This is a genomic window from Apilactobacillus kunkeei (genome assembly GCF_005930975.1).
Classification (GTDB): Bacteria; Bacillota; Bacilli; order Lactobacillales; family Lactobacillaceae; genus Apilactobacillus; species Apilactobacillus kunkeei_E.
On sequence record NZ_VBSE01000031.1, the window covers coordinates 1 to 18,567 of the forward strand.

The window sequence follows — 18,567 nt, forward strand, 5'->3', positions numbered from 1 at the left end:
CACAGAAGTTAAGCTTCTAAACGCCGATAGTAGTTGAGGGATCGCCCTCTGCAAGGGTAGGAAGTTGCCGCGCAATTATGGAGGATTAGCTCAGTTGGGAGAGCATCTGCCTTACAAGCAGGAGGTCACAGGTTCGAGCCCTGTATCCTCCATCCATACGAGCCGTTAGCTCAGCCGGTAGAGCATCTGACTTTTAATCAGAGGGTCGGCAGTTCGAACCTGCCACGGCTCATTAGTTTATTATAATATGCCGACTTAGCTCAGCTGGCAGAGCACCTGTCTTGTAAACAGGGGGTCGGAGGTTCGAATCCTCTAGTCGGCATTATGCGGAAGTAGTTCAGTGGTAGAACATCACCTTGCCATGGTGGGGGTCGCGGGTTCGAATCCCGTCTTCCGCTTTGCCAATTCATTATATATGCCGGGGTGGCGGAATTGGCAGACGCACAGGACTTAAAATCCTGCGGTTAGTGATAACCGTACCGGTTCGATCCCGGTCCTCGGCACCATATGCACCCATAGCGCAACTGGATAGAGTGTCTGACTACGAATCAGAAGGTTGTAGGTTCGACTCCTACTGGGTGCATTTCTCGGGAAGTAGCTCAGCTTGGTAGAGCACCTGGTTTGGGACCAGGGGGTCGCAGGTTCGAATCCTGTCTTCCCGATAGAGTTTATTAACTCATAATATTGGTCACATATCGCGGTGTAGCTCAGCTGGCTAGAGCGTCCGGTTCATACCCGGGAGGTCGGGGGTTCGATCCCCTCTGCCGCGATTAGGTCTTGGACCTTTAGCTCAGTTGGTTAGAGCAGACGGCTCATAACCGTCCGGTCGTAGGTTCGAGTCCTACAAGGTCCATTGTGGACTTTGTTTCACATTCACATGGAGAATTACCCAAGTGGCTGAAGGGGGCGGTCTTGAAAACCGCTAGGTGGGTCAAACCACGCGAGAGTTCGAATCTCTCATTCTCCTTTATATTATCGCGGGATAGAGCAGTCTGGTAGCTCGTCGGGCTCATAACCCGGAGGTCGTTGGTTCAAATCCAGCTCCCGCAATTTTGGTTCGTTGGTCTAGTTGGTTTAGGACGCCTGCCTGTCACGCAGGAGGTCACGAGTTCGAGTCTCGTACGAACCGTTTATATGGCTCGGTAGCTCAGTTGGTAGAGCAACGGATTGAAGCTCCGTGTGTCGGCAGTTCGATTCTGTCCCGCGCCATTTAACTAAATATATGTTATACTTTATATTATGCGGGTATAGTTTAGTGGTAAAACCATAGCCTTCCAAGCTATTGTCGCGAGTTCGATTCTCGTTACCCGCTTTTATATGGGCCTATAGCTCAGTTGGTTTAGAGCGCACGCCTGATAAGCGTGAGGTCGGAGGTTCGAGTCCCCCTAGGCCCATTGGAGAAGTACTCAAGTGGCTGAAGAGGCGCCCCTGCTAAGGGTGTAGGTCGGGTTACCGGCGCGAGAGTTCGAATCTCTCCTTCTCCGTTAGTGTTTTGACTGACCCGTTGGTCAAGTGGTTTAAGACACTGCCCTTTCACGGCAGTAACATGGGTTCGAATCCCGTACGGGTCATTAAATTTTTCTTTTATATAATTATCGCGGGATAGAGCAGTCTGGTAGCTCGTCGGGCTCATAACCCGGAGGTCGTTGGTTCAAATCCGGCTCCCGCAATTTTGGTTCGTTGGTCTAGTCGGTTTAGGACGCCTGCCTGTCACGCAGGAGGTCACGAGTTCGAGTCTCGTACGAACCGTAAATAAGATCGTCCTTTATGGATAATCTTTTTTTATTGTCATAATGTTTATTATGACCCGTTGGTCAAGTGGTTTAAGACACTGCCCTTTCACGGCAGTAACATGGGTTCGAATCCCGTACGGGTCATCTTTTATGGAGAATTACCCAAGTGGCTGAAGGGGGCGGTCTTGAAAACCGCTAGGTGGGTCAAACCACGCGAGAGTTCGAATCTCTCATTCTCCTTACCGTAGAAAAAAAGGATTGCATGTAAATGCAGTCCTTTTTATTTGACTTATTACGTCTACAATTGTAGACTATAAAATGTTAAATCAATTAGCGAGGTGATACAACTTTTGGAAAAAACTGATATTACAAAGTCAGAATGGGAAGTAATGAGGATAGTTTGGACATTAGGAGAAGCAACTAGTAACCAATTAATCAACATATTATCCAAAAAAATGGACTGGAGTTCGTCTACAATCAAAACACTATTATCTCGTTTATGTGATAAAGATTTTTTGAGTGTTGAGAAAGATGGTAGGAAAAATGTTTATCATTCTGCCATTAAGGAACAAACAGCGTATGACATGTCTGTTAATAGAGTTTTTGAATCGATGTGTTGTATGCATTATGGCGAGACACTTCATGACATTATTGAAAATGTTGAATTGAGTAAAAATGATATCGATTCAATTATTAATATTTTAAAGAAAAAGCGAGATACAGCGCCAGAAGAAGTTCATTGTAAGTGCTTAGAAGAATAATCTACTTGGAGATGATATAAATGTGTGGAAAAAATCATAATATGACTGACGAAGAAAAACATAATGACGAAATGTCTTGTTGCAAGCATCATGATCATGGTAATTCTGAACATAAATGTAATATGCATCATGATGGTATGGAGATGAGGGAACATTCCCATTCTGAACATGAAAATATGAGTTGTTGTAGTCATGGTGGGGAACATGACCATTCACATGGAGACCATATGGGTGACATGCACCATATGAATCATGAAGACATGCATCACCATACCAATGAAATGGGTCACAACCATATGGGACACGATATGAATCATATGAATATGAACGGTATGGGTTGTGGTATGGACATGGACCATGGACATATGGATCATGGTAGTATGGGTCATATGCATATGGGGAATCTAAAATTGAAATTTTGGATTTCATTGATACTAACTATTCCAATTATTATTATGTCACCAATGATGGGTATGAAAATGCCATTTCAAGTTACCTTTCCAGGATCAGATTTTGTTGTTTTATTATTAGGAACAATTTTATTCATTTATGGTGGGTATCCATTCTTTACATCATGCATCAGCGAAATGAAGAGTAAGAAGCCGGGAATGATGTCGTTGATTACAATGGGAATTTCGGTTGCATATGTATACAGTGTCTATGCAGTTATTGCAAACGACGTTTTCAAGGTAACACCAATGGTAAATGATTTCTTCTGGGAATTATCCACATTGATTGTGATTATGTTATTAGGCCACTGGATTGAAATGAACTCAGTTATGAATGCTGGTTCAGCATTGAATAAGCTAGCTGAGTTATTACCAGATAACGCTCATTTAGTTCAATCAAATGGTCAAACTAAAGACGTATCAGTTCATGAGTTAAGTGAAGGTCAAACAATTTTAATTAAATCAGGTGAAAAAGTTCCTGCTGATGGAAAGATTATAGACGGTAGCACCTCTTTAAACGAATCTTTGATTACTGGTGAATCTAGAGATGTTCAAAAGAATGTTGATGATTCTGTAATTGGTGGATCAATTAATGGTAGCGGAACGATTAAAGTTAAGATTACTGGTACCGGTGAAAGTGGGTACTTATCTAAGGTTATGAACATGGTAAGTGAAGCACAATCATCAAAATCAGAAGCAGAAGATTTGGCTAATAAAGTCGCTGGGTATCTTTTTTATGCAGCCTTAGTAGTCGCTTTAATTGCTTTTATAACTTGGAGTATCATACATGGTGTTGCTTACGCAATTCCAATTACTGTTAGTGTATTAATCATTGCTTGTCCTCATGCATTAGGGTTAGCTATTCCTTTAATCATTTCAAGAATGACATCAATTTCTGCAACTCACGGATTATTGATTAGAAATAAAACTGCTTTAGAAGGTATCAAAGAAATTAGATACGCCTTAATGGATAAAACAGGTACCTTAACTCAAGGTGATTTCAAAGTGAATGCCTACGAAAGCTTAGATTCTAATATCAACAAAAAGGATATTATTAAAATTGCTGCAGCAATTGAAGCTTCTTCAAGTCATCCACTTGCTCAAGGAATTGTTCAAGCCTTCAAGGATTTAAATGAAGCACCACTTCAATCCGAAAATGTTGAAGAAATCGCTGGTTCAGGTATTAAGGGAACTGTTAATGGAAAGGAATATCAAGTTGTTTCTAGTTCATATCTAGATAAAAATAATATTTCATACGATCAAAAGATTGCTGAAAAGTATCTTCAACAAGGAAACTCATTAAGTTATGTTGTCGAAGATAATAATGTAATTGGATATATTGCTGAAGGTGATTCAATCAAGCCAGGCGCAAAGGATATGATTGATTTCTTAAACAGTCAAAATATTGTTCCAGTTATGTTAACAGGTGACAACAAGCAAGCTGCCGATAAGGTAGCAAGTATTCTAGGAATTAATGAAGTTAATGCTCAACTTGTTCCAGAGGATAAACAAAAGTTAGTCACTAAGTATCAAGATAAAGGAAAAGTAATGTTTATCGGTGATGGTGTTAATGATGCACCTAGTCTTACTAAAGCAGATTTAGGTGTTGCCATTGGTTCTGGTACTGATGTTGCTATCGAATCAGCTGATGTTGTGCTAGTTAACAGTGATCCAGCTGATGTAATTAACTTGGTTAAGCTAGCAAAACATGCTCATACCAAGATGATTCAAAACCTATGGTGGGGGGCTGGATACAACATCATTGCCTTACCACTTGCTGCTGGTGCACTTTCCTCAATTGGTATAATTATCGGACCAATGTTGGGTGCAGTTATTATGTCGTTAAGTACTGTAATTGTAGCAATTAATGCCATGACGTTAAAAATTAATTAAATTAAAAAGCACTTTGAACTTCAAAGTGCTTTTTTTTATTATGCTCGTTTATAGTTTAATGACATTTCTGCTAAGTTTAAAAATTCATTTCTCTTTTTCCAATTATTGAAATCAAAATAATTACGCCAAGTAGTCATTAGAACAGTTCTCTTACGGTTAACTGTTTCCTTAAGTATAACGAAGGAAACCATATTATCTAACTTCTCATCGTTACTCATTTTTTCAATATTTGCATCGAAAATTTTTTGAGTATCTTCAGATAGGTTAAAGTATGAATAATTTACAAACTCAAATTTCTCAGTAAAGTTATGATTCTTCAATACATCAAATATAATTGGGTTTTTAAAAATGTTATGGTTCCCGGAAAAATCAACGATTTGATACTGATCGTCACCGTTTTTGAATAAACTTAATTTTACATCGGGATGTTGTTTTCTGATTTTGCTTAAAATTTGGTTACTTCCAAATGTCATACTGATTTGATTTTCCATTTTTACGCCTCCGAGATGATAAAAAAGATTTTACAAATCACATCTATATATTTACACTAAAGATAAATAAAAACAAGTAGAAGGTATATAAAATGAAGGTTACGGTATTAGGATATTATGGTGGTTATCCAGATAATGGAATTGCCACAAGCGGATATTTAATTCAAACTGAAAAATTCAATCTATTATTAGATTGTGGAAGTGGTGTTCTATTGGAACTAGAAAAGCACTTAAACCCGTATGATTTAGATGCAGTCTTATTATCTCATTACCACAGTGATCATATTGCTGATGTTGGGGTTTTACAACATTACTGGCAATTAGCACCTAATAAGACAAAGGAAGGTCCTCTATCAATTTATGGTCATACTGAGGATAAAGAACACTTCAACGCTTTAAATTGGTTTGACGATACGGTTGCTAAACCATATCATGAAGACGATATTTTAACTTTAGGTGATTTAGAAATTACATTTAAGAAAACACAACATCCTGTTATTACATTTGCGATTAAGATTAAAGACAAATCAACCAATCAAGTACTAATATACACAGGTGATACTAGATACTTTGAAGATTTGACTTCGTTTTGTGAAGGCGCTGATTTATTAATGACTGATACTAACTTCTATGAAGACAAAGAAGGTCAAAAGTGGCACATGACCTCAGAAGAAACTGGTAGATTAGCACGAGATGCTAATGTTAGCAATGTGTTAATCAGTCATTTGCCCCAATATGGTGACTTGAATGATTTAAAGAAACAAACTGAAATAGCAACAAATAATTCGGCAAATGTCATATTACCTAAAACAGGGATGGTAATTGATTTAAAAGACGTTAAATCATTGAACTAACCGTTGTTAATAGGTTAAAATATAAGTATTAAATATTGGACATGAAAAGAGGTGTCGACGATGAGAATGGAAAAAATTAATTCTGGAACAATTAAAGTAACAATTACTAATCAAGAATTAGATGAACGCGGAATTGATTTGTTATCACTTTTAGGTGATGAAGATGGCATTGAATCTTTCTTATACTCAATTTTGGACGAAATCGATGTCGACGATGAATTCAAGAGTACAGGGGCGGTATCTTTCCAAGTATTGCCAAACAGTACAGGTTTAGACATGTTTATTAAAAATAAGAATGTTTTTGATAATCAAAACCAAATCAATAATGATGATGATCAACCAGAGGAAGATAACGTTGAGAATGAAATAGAAGACGAAGATAACGATAATGAAACTTATGATGAAAATGGTTTAGAAATGTTCACTGACACTGGCGAAGATAGAACTGATGAACAGAGAGCACAACTACCAAGTATGGGTCATTTTAAAGATTATACTGATACAAAGAGTTTATATTCTTTGATTCGTGCCAAGGAAATGCTAGGTAAGATTCTGGACTGGAAGAGTGAAAATCACCAATATGATGATAAAACAAAGGAATTTATTGATAACATTCAATTAAACCTTTCAACTATGATTGATGCACTTGAAAGAAGCGATAACTATGTACATTATAAGCTAATGATGATTGCAACAATCAATCAAGCAAGAAGCGAACGTCAAGACTTGGATTCAACAAGCAAACGCTCAAATAGTGATCCATTTAAGGATATGGTTAAAAAAGCTAAGCAACCAAGTTTAGGTCACTTTAATCCACAACTTGAAAAGTGGGAAATGATCTTAAAAGTTAGTGACTTCGACAATGTTGTTAAACTGGCTGATGCTATTCATGGTATAGATGATGTTGATTCAACCTTGTATAAGGTTGGTTCATTCTATGTGGTTCAATTAACCACCACTAGAACTGAGAACGAAGTCGACTTTAAACACTTTACAAGTGCGGTGAGTGAGGCTGTAGAATATGGTAACCAAATCAATGCAGTGGACTTCAAGCATTACAACGATAAAAAAGTAATAATGAATCATTCCGCAATGACTCAAGTTAATAAATACTTTGGTTAATAAAGAGACTGGCAAAAATGCCAGTCTCTTTTCGTATCTAATTTACTGGGTGATGAAAATGTTAATGGCATCTGATAAAGAAAATTTAGTTAGTGCAAGTGTAGCAAAAGATAACCAAAAGTATTACTGTCCAATCTGCAAGAAAGAACTAATTTTAAAACGCGGCAACATTAATGCTCCACACTTTGCGCATTCTAAGAATAGTCAGTGTGTGATTGCTATGGAAGATGGAGAGAGTAATGAACATTTGACGGGAAAAGAGCAGCTACTGAATTTTATTGATAAAAGAAATACACATGTGGAAAAGTATTTACCTGAAATTAATCAACGTCCTGATTTGATGTATCGAAACATTGCATTCGAGTTTCAATGCAGCCCAATCTCACGAAAACGATTGGAACAACGAATAGATGGATACCGGAAACTGCATATAAAATCACTATGGATTTTGGGGATTAATTACAGAAAGAGTTTTGGTAGTGACAGCGTGAATAAGTTTTATTATTATATCGATTCAATTGGTTTTGTCATCTTTTTCTGGCTTGTAAACGAAAGAAAAATTGAGGTTCGCTATAACTGTCAGTATGTATGTGGAAAACTAATGTACCAACGAATTACGTTTGATAAGCTAGGGCAATTATTGAGATTTATCCACAATCCGGGAACTATCGTTAAGTATAAAAGTAGTATGCATGGTGTGCTCAGTCAGTTAAACAGAATTGAAAATCAGATTTTTTATCATAATAAACAGATGCTCAAATGGCAAAACGTTTGTTATAACCAGCACCATAATATATCCGGTTCACCGATTGTTTGTGATATAAAACAGGTGACCACTCCAATCATGGGGAAGAAATATTTGATATGGAAAATATTAGTATTATCAAGTATCAAGGAACACGTAGAATTAAGAGATGTGTTTGAGTTTGCCAATCAAATGGTGGGATTACAAACGAATTATCCACTTGTGCATAACGCTACTCAATATATTAAAGATGAGTTCAAACTGTTGATAATGCAGTTGATAACTAAACGAAAAATTCAAATTAATAATGGCAGGGTCCATATAATTGACGAAATTAAGTGGTTTGACGACTACTATCAAAAATTAAATGAGCTAAGTACGCAAAATAACACTATTTTTTGATAAGATGGAGATAGTATATTTCAAAAGGCGGTGTTTTTATGAGTAAAGTACAACAATTACCAAAGAGATCAGAAGTGCCAGAAAAATTAACCTGGGATTTAACAACTATTTATAAGACAGACGATGATTTTGAAGCGGATTTCAAAGAATGCGCCAAAGAAGTTGAAGCTGTCGAAAAGTTAAAGACTGATCATTTTGATGCCAAAACACTTTTAAGTGACTTAAAAGCAATCGAAAAACTAGAACGTAAAGTTGAAAAATTATATGTATACTCATCATTAAAGAGTGATGCTGATACATCAAATTCTGAATATCAAAGCATGAATGCTAGATGTGCCGATTTAGCATCTAAAGCATCATCAGCACTAGCGTGGTTTGAACCTGCAGTTTTAAGCATTAGTGAAGATGACATAAAGGCAATGTTATCTAAAGAACCTAAATTAGTAGATTACACACACTACTTTGACGAACTATTCAGTCAAAAGGATCATATTTTAGATGCTGAACATGAAAAGATTTTATCAAGCTTAGGTAACATTTTTGATACTCCATCAAACGTTTATGGAGTGATGACCAACTCAGATTTGAAGTTCCCAGTTGTATCCGATGAAGATGGAAATAAGGTGGAACTATCAAACGGTGTCTACAGTAAGTTACTTGAATCCACAGACAGAAGTGTTCGTAGAGAAGCATTTCAACAGTTATACACAGTTTATAATCAATTCAAAAACACTTTAGCATCAACACTTTCTGGTGAAGTAAAAGTGCATAATTTCAGAGCTTCAATGCGTCACTTTAGCTCAGCTAAGGAAGCTGCATTGAGCAATAACCACATCGATGAAAAGGTATATCAACAACTAATTGATACGGTTAATAAGTATCTACCTTTATTACATCGTTACGTTAAACTAAGAAAGAAATTACTTTCCTTAGACGAAATGCACATGTATGACCTATACACACCATTATTTGGTAACTCACCAATCTCATACAATTTTGATGAAGCCAAGGAAGAATCAATCAAGGCATTATCAATCCTTGGGGATGATTACATTAGTCACATCAAGGAAGAATTTAACAATCGTTGGATTGATGTAGTTGAAAATAAGGGAAAGAGAAGTGGGGCATACTCATCAGGGGTATACGACACTAACCCATATATCCTTTTAAACTGGCAAGATAACCTTGATAACTTGTTTACACTGGTTCACGAATCAGGTCACAGTATGCACAGTTACTACACAACCCATAATCAACCATTCCAATATGGTGATTACTCAATCTTTTTAGCCGAAATCGCGTCAACCACTAACGAAAATATCTTAACCGATTATCTTTTGAAGAATACCGATGATGTTGAAGTTAAGAAGTACGTATTAAATCACTTCCTAGATGGTTTCAAAGGAACTATTTTCAGACAAACTCAATTTGCTGAATTTGAAGACTTTGCCCACCAACAAGAACAAACTGGTAACCCACTAACAGCTAAGATGTTAAGTGATTTCTACTACGAGCTAAACCAACGCTATTACGGTGACGGAGTGGTATCTGATCCAGAAATTGCATATGAATGGGCTAGAATTCCGCACTTTTACATGAATTACTATGTATATCAATATGCAACTGGTTTTGCAGCTGCAATTGATTTATCTGATGGTATATGTGCCAATGATCAAAAAGCGATTGATAAATACATTGGTTACTTAAAATCAGGTAGCTCTGATTATCCACTGGACGTAATGAAAAAAGCAGGTATCGACATGACAAATGCTGACTACCTAGAAAATGCATTCAAGGTCTTTGAAGAAAGATTAAACGAATTAGAATCATTAATTTAATAATAAAAAAAGCTTCCAACTCGTGGTTGGAAGCTTTTTTGTTATTTTACAACACGAAGGTGTTTCATTTTTGTTTCTTTTAGATTGCTTTCGCTTAATGCATCCTTTAAGTATTCGGGAGTTAAGTTTTTATCACAACAGGCATTGAATAATGTTGAGTATTCAATGTCATCAGTTAAGATACCATCATCATTTCCTTCACAGTTGAAGATAACAGCTGATGCCGGTTTTTCAATCTTCATATTTTGCACCAAATCTTGGTCTTTTTTGATTGAATTCTTAGCAAGGTTTGAACGGCGATCTTCCTTAAACATTTCAACATCTAGACCGCATTTCTTGGCAATCGAAATTGCCATTTCGTCTGAGTAGATGTAACCTTCAGTCAATAGTTTATCCTGAATCGCTGTTAAGAAATTGCGTCCTTTTTTCATACCTTGGAATAAGGCAGCCTTATAATCTAAGACAACGTTTCTGTATAAAGTGGAAAGTTCTTCAGAAGATAATCGCTTTTTAAGTTGATTGTTTGAGTTACAGAAGTCAGTTTGGACAACCTTTAGATTGTAAATCGGAATGAACTGCAACTTAAATTTTGAATCAACGTCTTCAGAAATTTTTAAAACGGTATTTTCTGAATTCCTGCATGCTTTACACAATGGATCTATAAACAGAAATAGTTCAAACACTTTTATCCCTCCATTAAGATTTTTGTTTCGTTCTATGAATTCCATTAAATAGAATACCAAATACACCGGCAAATACAACCATTTCGCTCATAAACGTAAAAAATTGTTTGCTTTTTTACTTCTTGAATTGTGTGGTAAAATAATGTAGTAAATTAGGTTTAACAAGGAGGTTAGCCTAGTGATAAAAAACTGGAGTGACTTTTTATTCCCATACGAACAAGCAGTGGGTGAATTAAAAGTCAAATTAAGAGGAATTCGTAAAGAATTCATTCAATCGGATAAAAGAAGTCCAATTGAATTTGTTACTGGTCGAGTCAAACCAATCGACAGTATTAAAGAAAAAATGAAACGTCGATATGTATCAGAAGATCGTCTAGCTCAAGATATGGAAGACATCGCGGGGCTTAGAATTATGTGCCCATTTGTTGATGACATTTATGTCGTTGTAGATATTCTTAGAAGAAGAAGCGATATTAATATTCTGGAAGAACGCGATTATGTTAATCGAGAAAAAGCTAGTGGATATCGTTCATACCACATTGTTTTTGAGTATCCAATCGAATTAGTCGGTGGAGAAAAGAAAATTTTAGCAGAAATTCAGGTAAGAACTCTTGCTATGAATTTCTGGGCAACAGTAGAACATTCCTTAAATTATAAATATAATGGTGAATTTCCAGAAGAATTGAAAAAGCGTCTTCAACAATCTGCGGAAACAGCTTTCAAGTTGGATGAAGGAATGTCTGAAATCAGAGATGAGTTAATTGAAACTCAAGAAGATGGAATCAAAAATGAACATAATAGGGATGAATAGTTATGAAAGTTGCAATTTATAGTAACGACGGATTTACATCCAAAGAGGTTGCTACACAATTAAAAGAAAAAATTGATGCGTCTGAAAAACTTGAATACGATGGATTAAATCCACAAATTGTGATTTCCGTTGGGGGAGATGGAACACTTTTGTCAGCTTTTCATCATTATCGCGATGCAATTAGTAAGATTCGCTTTGTAGGAATCCATACTGGTCATCTTGGTTTTTACACTGACTGGCGTGATTATGAGGTAAAAGAACTAGTTGACAGTTTGGAAGATGATAATGGTCAAAGCGTTAGCTATCCATTGCTATCAATTAAGGTTCAATACACTGATGGTGGACCGGACGATAGTTTCGTTGCGTTAAATGAATCTACCTTAAAGCGCATTAATGGAACAATGGTTACTGATATCTACATCAAAGATGAGTTCTTTGAAAAGTTTAGGGGGGATGGACTTTGCGTTTCCACACCAACAGGTTCTACCGCTTATAACAAGTCAGTTGGTGGGGCAATCATTAATCCACAACTAAACGCCATTCAGGTGTCGGAAATGGCATCAATCAATAACCGTGTCTTTAGAACATTAGGATCGCCGGTAATTGTGCCACCTGATGAGACAATCACAATTGTTCCAGATTCACCAAAGCATAATATTTTAACATGTGACCAGTTATTGATTTCTGATCGTCCAATTAAGTCAATTTCATATTCCATCTGCAACGATAGAATTTACTTTGCTCAGTACCGTCATACTCATTTCTGGAAACGTGTAAGTAATTCATTTATCGGAGTTCATGAAGATGACTAGTTTTTCCTGGTCTAACCAACAGGACAGTCCCATTCGATTAAGAACATTTTTACGTCAAAATGGAATTTCGCGCACTTTATTGAAACAGATTAAATTCGAAGGCGGAAAAATTGTGGTCAACGGTGATGAAGAGAAGGTCAATTATATGTTGGCGCAAGGCGACGAGGTGACGATTACTTTACCACCTGAACCAGCCAACGATATCATTGCGGTGTCGAATTTACCAATCAATATTTTGTATGAAGATGAGCACTTCTTAGTTGTTGATAAGCCAGCTCATGTTGCGTGTTTACCATCTCATTTATATAAAAATGATACGATTGCTAATCGAGTGAAGGGCTATTTCTTAAGACAAGATTATGACAATCAAAAGATTCATATCGTGAATCGATTAGATATGGACACTAGTGGGATTATAATATTTGCTAAACACCATTTTGCTCATTCAGTATTGGATAATCAAATGCAACATCATCAAATTGAAAAGATGTATGTCGCAATTGTGGAAAATCCATTGAATGACAAACATCTAGAAATCAACCTACCGATTGATCGACAACCTGGTTCGTTTATCAAAAGATGTGTGATAGAGGGTGGAAAACCTTCCAAGACGGAGGCATGGGTGGAACAAAACACACCTAGTCACTCATTGGTTAAGATTAAGCTGCATTCCGGTCGAACCCATCAAATCAGGGTTCACTTTGAAGCAATTGGTCATCCACTAATTGGTGATTGGCTTTACAATCCAGACAACCATGAGTTGGATCGTCAGGCATTACACTGCTATAAAATGAAATTTTATAATCCGTTTATACAACAAGACGTAGTCTGTGAATCGAAAATTCCTACAGACATGTCTTCAATTATTCAAGGCTTCTAATATCTTGATATTAGGGTCTTTTTTTAGTTCCTGTAAATGATGGCTTTACGAATATGATATACTTATATATTGAATTGGATAAGGATGATTTAAATATGAAAAAAATCGAAGTTGCAAAGCAATTTTTAAAACAAAATATCGATTTATTTAGATGCCCAGTATGTAAAGAATCATTTATTAACCAAGTTGATAATTCAATCGTTTGTCCTAACAACCACTCATTGGATATTTCCAAAAAGGGAACCATTCAATTTATTAACCATAAGGTGAATACAGAATATGATGGGGATATGTTAGAATCTAGACGAAGGATTATGCAGGCTGGTTTCTTCGATGGGACTTTACAAAAGATTAATGAACTAATTGATGCCGGGCATAAGAACATCGTTGACATCGGTAGTGGAGAAGGAACACCACTAAAACGTTTGGAAGACTTAAGAAAAAACGTGGATAGTGCGATTGGTTTTGATATTTCTAAACCAGGGGTCAATCTATCAACCAGTGCATTAAGCGACCAAATGTTTTTCTGTATTGCTGATTTGGCGAACCTTCCATTTAATGATCAAAGCATTGATATTATTATGGATTTATTTTCACCATCAGCTTACAAGGAATTCAATCGAATTATTGCACCTAAGGGTCACTTGATTAAGATTGTGCCAAACTCACGTTACCTATTTGAATTGCGTCAAAAACTTTATGGTAATGATAGCAAAAACAGTAGCTATGATAACCAAAAGGTTGTCGATTTATTTATGGAGCATTATCCAAATGCGAAGAAATACGATGTGAAATACACCGTTGAGTTACCTAAGGAGTTAACTCACGATTTAATGATTATGACACCACTTCATTGGGGCCATAATGCGAAAGATTTAACACAAGCAGAGGTTGAATCATTAACATCAATCACAGTTGATGTATCAATATTAGATAATCAGTTTTAAAGCGAGGAAAAATTATGACTAACCATATTGTTTTATTTGAACCATTAATGCCAGCCAACACTGGTAACATTGCTAGAACATGTGCCGGTACCGACACTGTTTTGGATTTAATCAAACCACTAGGATTTTCAGTTGATGACAAGCATCTAAAAAGAGCTGGATTAGACTACTGGGACAAGGTTGATATCAACTATCACGAAAGCTTACCAGCATTCATGAACACTTTAGGCGAAAAGGACAAACTTTACCTAGTATCCAAGTTTGCTAACCACGACTACACAGATCGTGATTACACAGACGATGACTTTAACTATTACTTCATGTTTGGTAAGGAAACCACTGGATTACCTGAAATGTTCATGCGTGATAATGAAGAAAAGGCAATCAGAATTCCACAAGATGACACTCACATTCGTGCATTGAACCTATCAAATACATGTGCCATCGTTATTTACGAAGCATTAAGACAACAATCATTTCCAAATCTTGAAAGAACACACAAGTACGAATACGACAAACTAAAATAAATGATAAGGGGTAATCAATTTGGCAAAGAGAAAAACAAGCGCGCGTAAAAAGAAAAAAACAACCACCAATGCCAAATTATTTAATATCGATAGCAAGTATCAAAATCATATTATTGGATTTGTTATGATTTTGGTCAGTGCATTCAGTCTCTTTAAATTGGGCTTTTTAGGAATCACTTTCGATAATATCGTTAGATTCTTTATCGGAGATAGTAGTCCATTTGGATTATTGATTGCACTAGTTGTCGGGTTTATCTACCTAATTAAAGGACCTAAGCTTCAATACAATAAGCGTTGGATAATTGGTGGGACCATCTTTTACCTTGGTTTAACACTGTTCTTATCAGCATTATTGTTTTCAAACAGTAGCGACAATGCCTTTATATCAAAAACACTATCTTTAATTAGCCAGGATTTCATTCACCTAACCGATGCTTCACCAGTTGGTGGTGGAATGATTGGGGCATGCTTATTAGTAGTATTTGATTTCTTAGTTTCAATTCTGGGATCAGAAATCCTATCAATTATTATGATGATTGTCGGATTAATCGTATTCTTTAACGTTCCAATGAATAAAGTCATGGATAACGTTAGAAAGTACTCTGAAGAATCATCACAAAAGATTGGTTCTGCAATTGAAGAACGTAAGCAACGCCGTTTAGAAGAAAAACAGGATAATCATGATCATGAAGAACAAGTCGAGGACGTTAATCAAATGTCTAGGGTTCAAAGAAGAAAGAACCCAGCTGCTGTTGAAGAAAAGCCTAAGATTAAGCTTTCAGGTTGGATGGATAACGAACCTGAAAAACCAGAGGTAAAGAGTAAGCCAGAAGCTAACTTGGATCGTTCAGACTTTAAGTCAGCAGACGACTACAATCAAGATACTAGAAACAAACCAAAGCTATCTGAAATTATCAACGGACACACCGAAAATGATAGTAAGGGAATCGATATTAAGGATATTGATGATTCCAACTATCAATTGCCACCAATTGGCTTGTTATCCGATGTGGCTAGAAGTGACCAAAAAGATGAGTTTAAAAACATCGACCATAATACAACCGTATTGAAGAAGACATTGAACAGTTTTGGTGTTGACGCCGAAATTAAAAATGTTAACTTGGGGCCTTCAGTAACTGAATATGAATTACATCCAGCAATAGGTGTTAAGGTTAGCAAGATTGTTAACCTAGCAGACGACTTGGCATTGGCATTAGCAGCTAAGGACATTCGTATTGAAGCACCAATTCCTGGTAAATCATTAATCGGGATTGAAGTACCAAACAAGAAGGTCGCAATGGTGTCATTTAAGGATGTTGTCAAAACATCACAACAATCCAAGCATGGATTATTGACAGTGCCATTGGGAAGAAACGTTAGTGGGGATGTTATTACAACCGACCTAACTAAGTTGCCTCATCTATTAATCGCTGGTTCAACTGGTAGTGGTAAGTCCGTTGCCATCAACGGAATCATTACTAGCATTTTAATGAATGCTAAACCTAGTGAAGTTAAGATGATGCTAATTGATCCTAAGAAGGTTGAACTAGGAATTTACAACGGGATTCCACACTTGCTATCACCAGTTGTTTCAGAACCTAAGAAGGCTGCAAGAGCCCTTAACAAGGTTGTTGCAGAAATGGAACACAGATATGACTTGTTTGCTAAGCATAATCAAAGAAAGATTAGTACTTTTAATGAATATGTAAAAGGGATGACCGAAGAAGAACGTGGCGATTTAAAACCACTTCCATACATCGTAGTTGTTGTTGATGAATTGGCTGACTTGATGATGACTGTTTCAAATGACGTCGAAGGTGCCATCATTAGATTGGCACAGATGGGACGTGCTGCCGGGATTCACATGATTTTGGCAACTCAACGTCCATCAGTTGACGTTATTACCGGTCTAATTAAGTCTAACGTGCCATCTAGAATTGCTTTTGCCGTTTCAAGTGGGATTGATTCTAGAACTATCCTAGATACTAATGGTGCTGAAAAACTATTAGGTCGTGGGGATATGTTATATCTACCAATTGATAAGAATAAGCCAAGCCGTGTGCAAGGTGCATTTATATCTGATCAAGATGTTGAAAATGTGGTAGATTATATTAAAGAACAACAACCTGCCGAATATGACGACGATATGATTGTTACGGATGAAGAAATCAAGGTCGACGAAGAAAACGAAGATCAAGACGACTTATTCGATGATGCACTAGCCTTTGTTGTAAAAGAACAAAAGGCAAGTACATCATTATTACAACGTAACTTTAGAATCGGTTATAATCGCGCAGCTAGAATTATTGATGACTTAGAACAACGTGGTTACATTGGCCCTCAGGAAGGAAGTAAACCAAGAGAGGTTTATAAACAACCTGATAATGACTAAAAAATGGAACCCATCATTTTGATAGGTTCCATTTTTTATTAGTTTTCAAATAGTTGGAAGGCAGCACCTAGTACTAAACCACCAACAGTTGAGATAATCATTAACCAAACAAAAATCATGGTAATGATTTGAAATCTAGATTTCTTTTTCTTAGCCATTATTAACACCACTTTCCGAAATTAATAATATATTTTAAAGTTTACAGTTCATCAGCGAATAATGCAAACTAATTCATATTGAGGTGATTGTTATTTCTCCGTTTGGATTTTTGACCATGGTATTAGTTCAGGTGGTATTCTTATTCCTATTTTCATTACTGTTCAATATCGTCAAAAAAATTATTAGCAAACTTTATAAGATTTCGATTAGAGCGAGTGATTTCTTTCCAATTATCATGAGCTATGATATCTTCCAATTATCATTGGATAAACACGATCAATCGTTCTTACCATATGTATGGTTAGGGCTTGTTATCATTGGGATTATTTACGCAATCTACTACTTGTTCACACGTAGTAATGCCAAAGTGGGGATTTTTTACAAATTCTTGTGGAGATTTTCAGTGATTTACTTTTTTGTGGTCTGGCCCTCCACTATTTTAATAATTGCTGCAAAAACGCTTTAAAACACTGAGCTACCAACGTTGGTAGCTCTTTTTTTATTGTCTAAAATTAGTGGATTTTAATCTAAATGTGGTGAAAATTAGTACATATTGGAAGAAATTTAATAATAAGGTGGTACGAAGTGGTGGATAGTGGTAAAATCAAGGTAATATAAATTGGAAGGAGTGAAGAAGCGTGTTAATGGGTGAATATGAACATTCAATAGATTCAAAAGGGCGCTTGATCATTCCTTCCAAGATTAGATCAGAAATAGGTGCGAACTTCATCATCACACGTGGACTTGATGGATGTTTATTCGGATATCCTATGGATGAATGGAAAAAGGTTCAAGAAAAGATTAATCAACTTCCTGTAAGCAAGAAGTCAGCAAGATACTTTTCACGTTTTCTATTCTCAGCCGCCGACGAAAGTAAGGTTGATAGCCAAGGAAGAATTAACATTCCAGATACTTTGATTAACTACGCGGGTATCGAAAAGAAATGTGTGATTGTGGGGGTTTCCACAAGAATTGAAATCTGGAGCAAGGAAAAGTGGGACGAATTCTCAGCAACTGCTGGCGAAGAGTTCGATGATATTGCTGAAGACTTAATTGATTTTTAGAAAA

General features: G+C 36.4%; 17 protein-coding genes and 21 tRNA genes. 35 read left to right on the forward strand and 3 right to left on the reverse strand.

The window, feature by feature from the left end; translation table 11 throughout:
• Window positions 1-79: 79 nt before the first annotated feature.
• From FD688_RS00495 to FD688_RS00605, 23 genes are all read left to right on the forward strand, one after another.
• Window positions 80-152, forward strand: a tRNA-Val gene (locus tag FD688_RS00495).
• A gap of 7 nt (window positions 153-159) precedes the next feature.
• A tRNA-Lys gene (locus tag FD688_RS00500) sits at window positions 160-232 on the forward strand.
• Between the two features lie 17 nt (window positions 233-249).
• A tRNA-Thr gene (locus FD688_RS00505) sits at window positions 250-322 on the forward strand.
• A 4-nt stretch (window positions 323-326) separates the two neighbouring features.
• A tRNA-Gly gene (locus FD688_RS00510) sits at window positions 327-398 on the forward strand.
• A 19-nt stretch (window positions 399-417) separates the two neighbouring features.
• A tRNA-Leu gene (locus tag FD688_RS00515) sits at window positions 418-506 on the forward strand.
• A 3-nt stretch (window positions 507-509) separates the two neighbouring features.
• Window positions 510-583 (forward strand) — tRNA-Arg (locus FD688_RS00520).
• 5 nt (window positions 584-588) lie between these two features.
• Window positions 589-662 (forward strand) — tRNA-Pro (locus FD688_RS00525).
• Between the two features lie 34 nt (window positions 663-696).
• Window positions 697-770 (forward strand) — tRNA-Met (locus FD688_RS00530).
• 9 nt (window positions 771-779) lie between these two features.
• Window positions 780-853 (forward strand) — tRNA-Ile (locus FD688_RS00535).
• Window positions 854-879: 26 nt separating this feature from the next.
• Window positions 880-967 (forward strand) — tRNA-Ser (locus FD688_RS00540).
• A gap of 9 nt (window positions 968-976) precedes the next feature.
• Window positions 977-1,050: transfer RNA gene (locus FD688_RS00545), tRNA-Met, on the forward strand.
• A 4-nt stretch (window positions 1,051-1,054) separates the two neighbouring features.
• Window positions 1,055-1,129 (forward strand) — tRNA-Asp (locus tag FD688_RS00550).
• A gap of 7 nt (window positions 1,130-1,136) precedes the next feature.
• Window positions 1,137-1,209 (forward strand) — tRNA-Phe (locus FD688_RS00555).
• Between the two features lie 32 nt (window positions 1,210-1,241).
• Window positions 1,242-1,312, forward strand: a tRNA-Gly gene (locus FD688_RS00560).
• Window positions 1,313-1,319: 7 nt separating this feature from the next.
• A tRNA-Ile gene (locus FD688_RS00565) sits at window positions 1,320-1,394 on the forward strand.
• A gap of 2 nt (window positions 1,395-1,396) precedes the next feature.
• Window positions 1,397-1,484, forward strand: a tRNA-Ser gene (locus tag FD688_RS00570).
• A gap of 14 nt (window positions 1,485-1,498) precedes the next feature.
• Window positions 1,499-1,571, forward strand: a tRNA-Glu gene (locus FD688_RS00575).
• A gap of 25 nt (window positions 1,572-1,596) precedes the next feature.
• Window positions 1,597-1,670: transfer RNA gene (locus FD688_RS00580), tRNA-Met, on the forward strand.
• 4 nt (window positions 1,671-1,674) lie between these two features.
• Window positions 1,675-1,749 (forward strand) — tRNA-Asp (locus tag FD688_RS00585).
• A 55-nt stretch (window positions 1,750-1,804) separates the two neighbouring features.
• Window positions 1,805-1,877, forward strand: a tRNA-Glu gene (locus tag FD688_RS00590).
• An 8-nt stretch (window positions 1,878-1,885) separates the two neighbouring features.
• A tRNA-Ser gene (locus FD688_RS00595) sits at window positions 1,886-1,973 on the forward strand.
• Window positions 1,974-2,083: 110 nt separating this feature from the next.
• Window positions 2,084-2,494: a CopY/TcrY family copper transport repressor gene (locus tag FD688_RS00600; RefSeq protein WP_225426077.1), complete on the forward strand. Its 411-nt coding sequence runs from the start codon at window positions 2,084-2,086 to the stop codon at window positions 2,492-2,494.
• A 41-nt stretch (window positions 2,495-2,535) separates the two neighbouring features.
• A complete protein-coding gene (locus FD688_RS00605) occupies window positions 2,536-4,836 on the forward strand; it encodes a heavy metal translocating P-type ATPase (protein WP_190242849.1) in 2,301 nt (766 codons plus the stop codon).
• A gap of 38 nt (window positions 4,837-4,874) precedes the next feature.
• On the opposite strand, the gene FD688_RS00610 is transcribed toward FD688_RS00605, so the two are convergent.
• Window positions 4,875-5,327 (reverse strand): hypothetical protein, encoded by a 453-nt coding sequence (locus tag FD688_RS00610; RefSeq protein WP_138741368.1) that lies wholly within the window; start codon window positions 5,325-5,327, stop codon window positions 4,875-4,877.
• 92 nt (window positions 5,328-5,419) lie between these two features.
• Here FD688_RS00610 and FD688_RS00615 point away from each other — a divergent pair, with 92 nt between their 5' ends.
• The 4 genes from FD688_RS00615 (at window position 5,420) to pepF (ending at window position 10,288) form a co-directional block, all read left to right on the forward strand.
• Window positions 5,420-6,181 carry an MBL fold metallo-hydrolase gene (locus tag FD688_RS00615; protein WP_138741369.1) on the forward strand — a complete coding sequence of 254 codons (762 nt, stop codon included), beginning with the start codon at window positions 5,420-5,422 and terminating at the stop codon, window positions 6,179-6,181.
• Window positions 6,182-6,241: 60 nt separating this feature from the next.
• Window positions 6,242-7,303: an adaptor protein MecA gene (locus FD688_RS00620; protein WP_138741370.1), complete on the forward strand. Its 1,062-nt coding sequence runs from the start codon at window positions 6,242-6,244 to the stop codon at window positions 7,301-7,303.
• A gap of 64 nt (window positions 7,304-7,367) precedes the next feature.
• Complete coding sequence (locus FD688_RS00625) at window positions 7,368-8,450, forward strand: competence protein CoiA (protein ID WP_190242850.1); 1,083 nt, start codon at window positions 7,368-7,370, stop codon at window positions 8,448-8,450.
• A 38-nt stretch (window positions 8,451-8,488) separates the two neighbouring features.
• Window positions 8,489-10,288 (forward strand): oligoendopeptidase F, encoded by a 1,800-nt coding sequence (gene pepF / locus FD688_RS00630; RefSeq protein WP_138741372.1) that lies wholly within the window; start codon window positions 8,489-8,491, stop codon window positions 10,286-10,288.
• A 41-nt stretch (window positions 10,289-10,329) separates the two neighbouring features.
• Here the strand turns inward: pepF and FD688_RS00635 are convergent, their stop codons facing one another.
• Entirely contained in the window at window positions 10,330-10,971 is a 642-nt protein-coding gene (locus FD688_RS00635; RefSeq protein ID WP_190242851.1) for a DsbA family protein, read from the reverse strand.
• A gap of 178 nt (window positions 10,972-11,149) precedes the next feature.
• On the opposite strand from FD688_RS00635, the gene FD688_RS00640 reads away from it, so the two are divergent.
• The 6 genes from FD688_RS00640 (at window position 11,150) to FD688_RS00665 (ending at window position 17,340) form a co-directional block, all read left to right on the forward strand.
• Window positions 11,150-11,782 carry a GTP pyrophosphokinase family protein gene (locus FD688_RS00640; RefSeq protein WP_138741374.1) on the forward strand — a complete coding sequence of 211 codons (633 nt, stop codon included), beginning with the start codon at window positions 11,150-11,152 and terminating at the stop codon, window positions 11,780-11,782.
• A 2-nt stretch (window positions 11,783-11,784) separates the two neighbouring features.
• Complete coding sequence (locus FD688_RS00645; RefSeq protein WP_034531818.1) at window positions 11,785-12,594, forward strand: NAD kinase; 810 nt, start codon at window positions 11,785-11,787, stop codon at window positions 12,592-12,594.
• On the forward strand, window positions 12,587-13,474 hold the full coding sequence (locus tag FD688_RS00650; RefSeq protein ID WP_138741375.1) for an RluA family pseudouridine synthase: 888 nt from the start codon (window positions 12,587-12,589) through the stop codon (window positions 13,472-13,474). Before FD688_RS00645 ends, FD688_RS00650 begins: the two co-directional genes overlap by 8 nt.
• A 95-nt stretch (window positions 13,475-13,569) precedes the next feature.
• Window positions 13,570-14,421, forward strand: a complete 852-nt coding sequence (locus FD688_RS00655; RefSeq protein ID WP_138741376.1) for a methyltransferase domain-containing protein — start codon at window positions 13,570-13,572, stop codon at window positions 14,419-14,421.
• A 14-nt stretch (window positions 14,422-14,435) separates the two neighbouring features.
• Window positions 14,436-14,948, forward strand: a complete 513-nt coding sequence (locus FD688_RS00660) for a tRNA (cytidine(34)-2'-O)-methyltransferase (RefSeq protein WP_053795643.1) — start codon at window positions 14,436-14,438, stop codon at window positions 14,946-14,948.
• A gap of 19 nt (window positions 14,949-14,967) precedes the next feature.
• Complete coding sequence (locus tag FD688_RS00665) at window positions 14,968-17,340, forward strand: DNA translocase FtsK (protein WP_138741377.1); 2,373 nt, start codon at window positions 14,968-14,970, stop codon at window positions 17,338-17,340.
• A 38-nt stretch (window positions 17,341-17,378) separates the two neighbouring features.
• Here FD688_RS00665 and FD688_RS00670 read toward each other — a convergent pair whose 3' ends face one another.
• Entirely contained in the window at window positions 17,379-17,498 is a 120-nt protein-coding gene (locus tag FD688_RS00670; protein ID WP_080695541.1) for a DUF4044 domain-containing protein, read from the reverse strand.
• A gap of 116 nt (window positions 17,499-17,614) precedes the next feature.
• Here FD688_RS00670 and FD688_RS00675 point away from each other — a divergent pair, with 116 nt between their 5' ends.
• Both FD688_RS00675 and mraZ read left to right on the forward strand, forming a co-directional pair.
• A complete protein-coding gene (locus tag FD688_RS00675; RefSeq protein WP_138741378.1) occupies window positions 17,615-17,965 on the forward strand; it encodes a DUF3397 family protein in 351 nt (116 codons plus the stop codon).
• A gap of 172 nt (window positions 17,966-18,137) precedes the next feature.
• Complete coding sequence (gene mraZ, locus FD688_RS00680) at window positions 18,138-18,563, forward strand: division/cell wall cluster transcriptional repressor MraZ (protein ID WP_034531808.1); 426 nt, start codon at window positions 18,138-18,140, stop codon at window positions 18,561-18,563.
• Window positions 18,564-18,567: the final 4 nt, after the last annotated feature.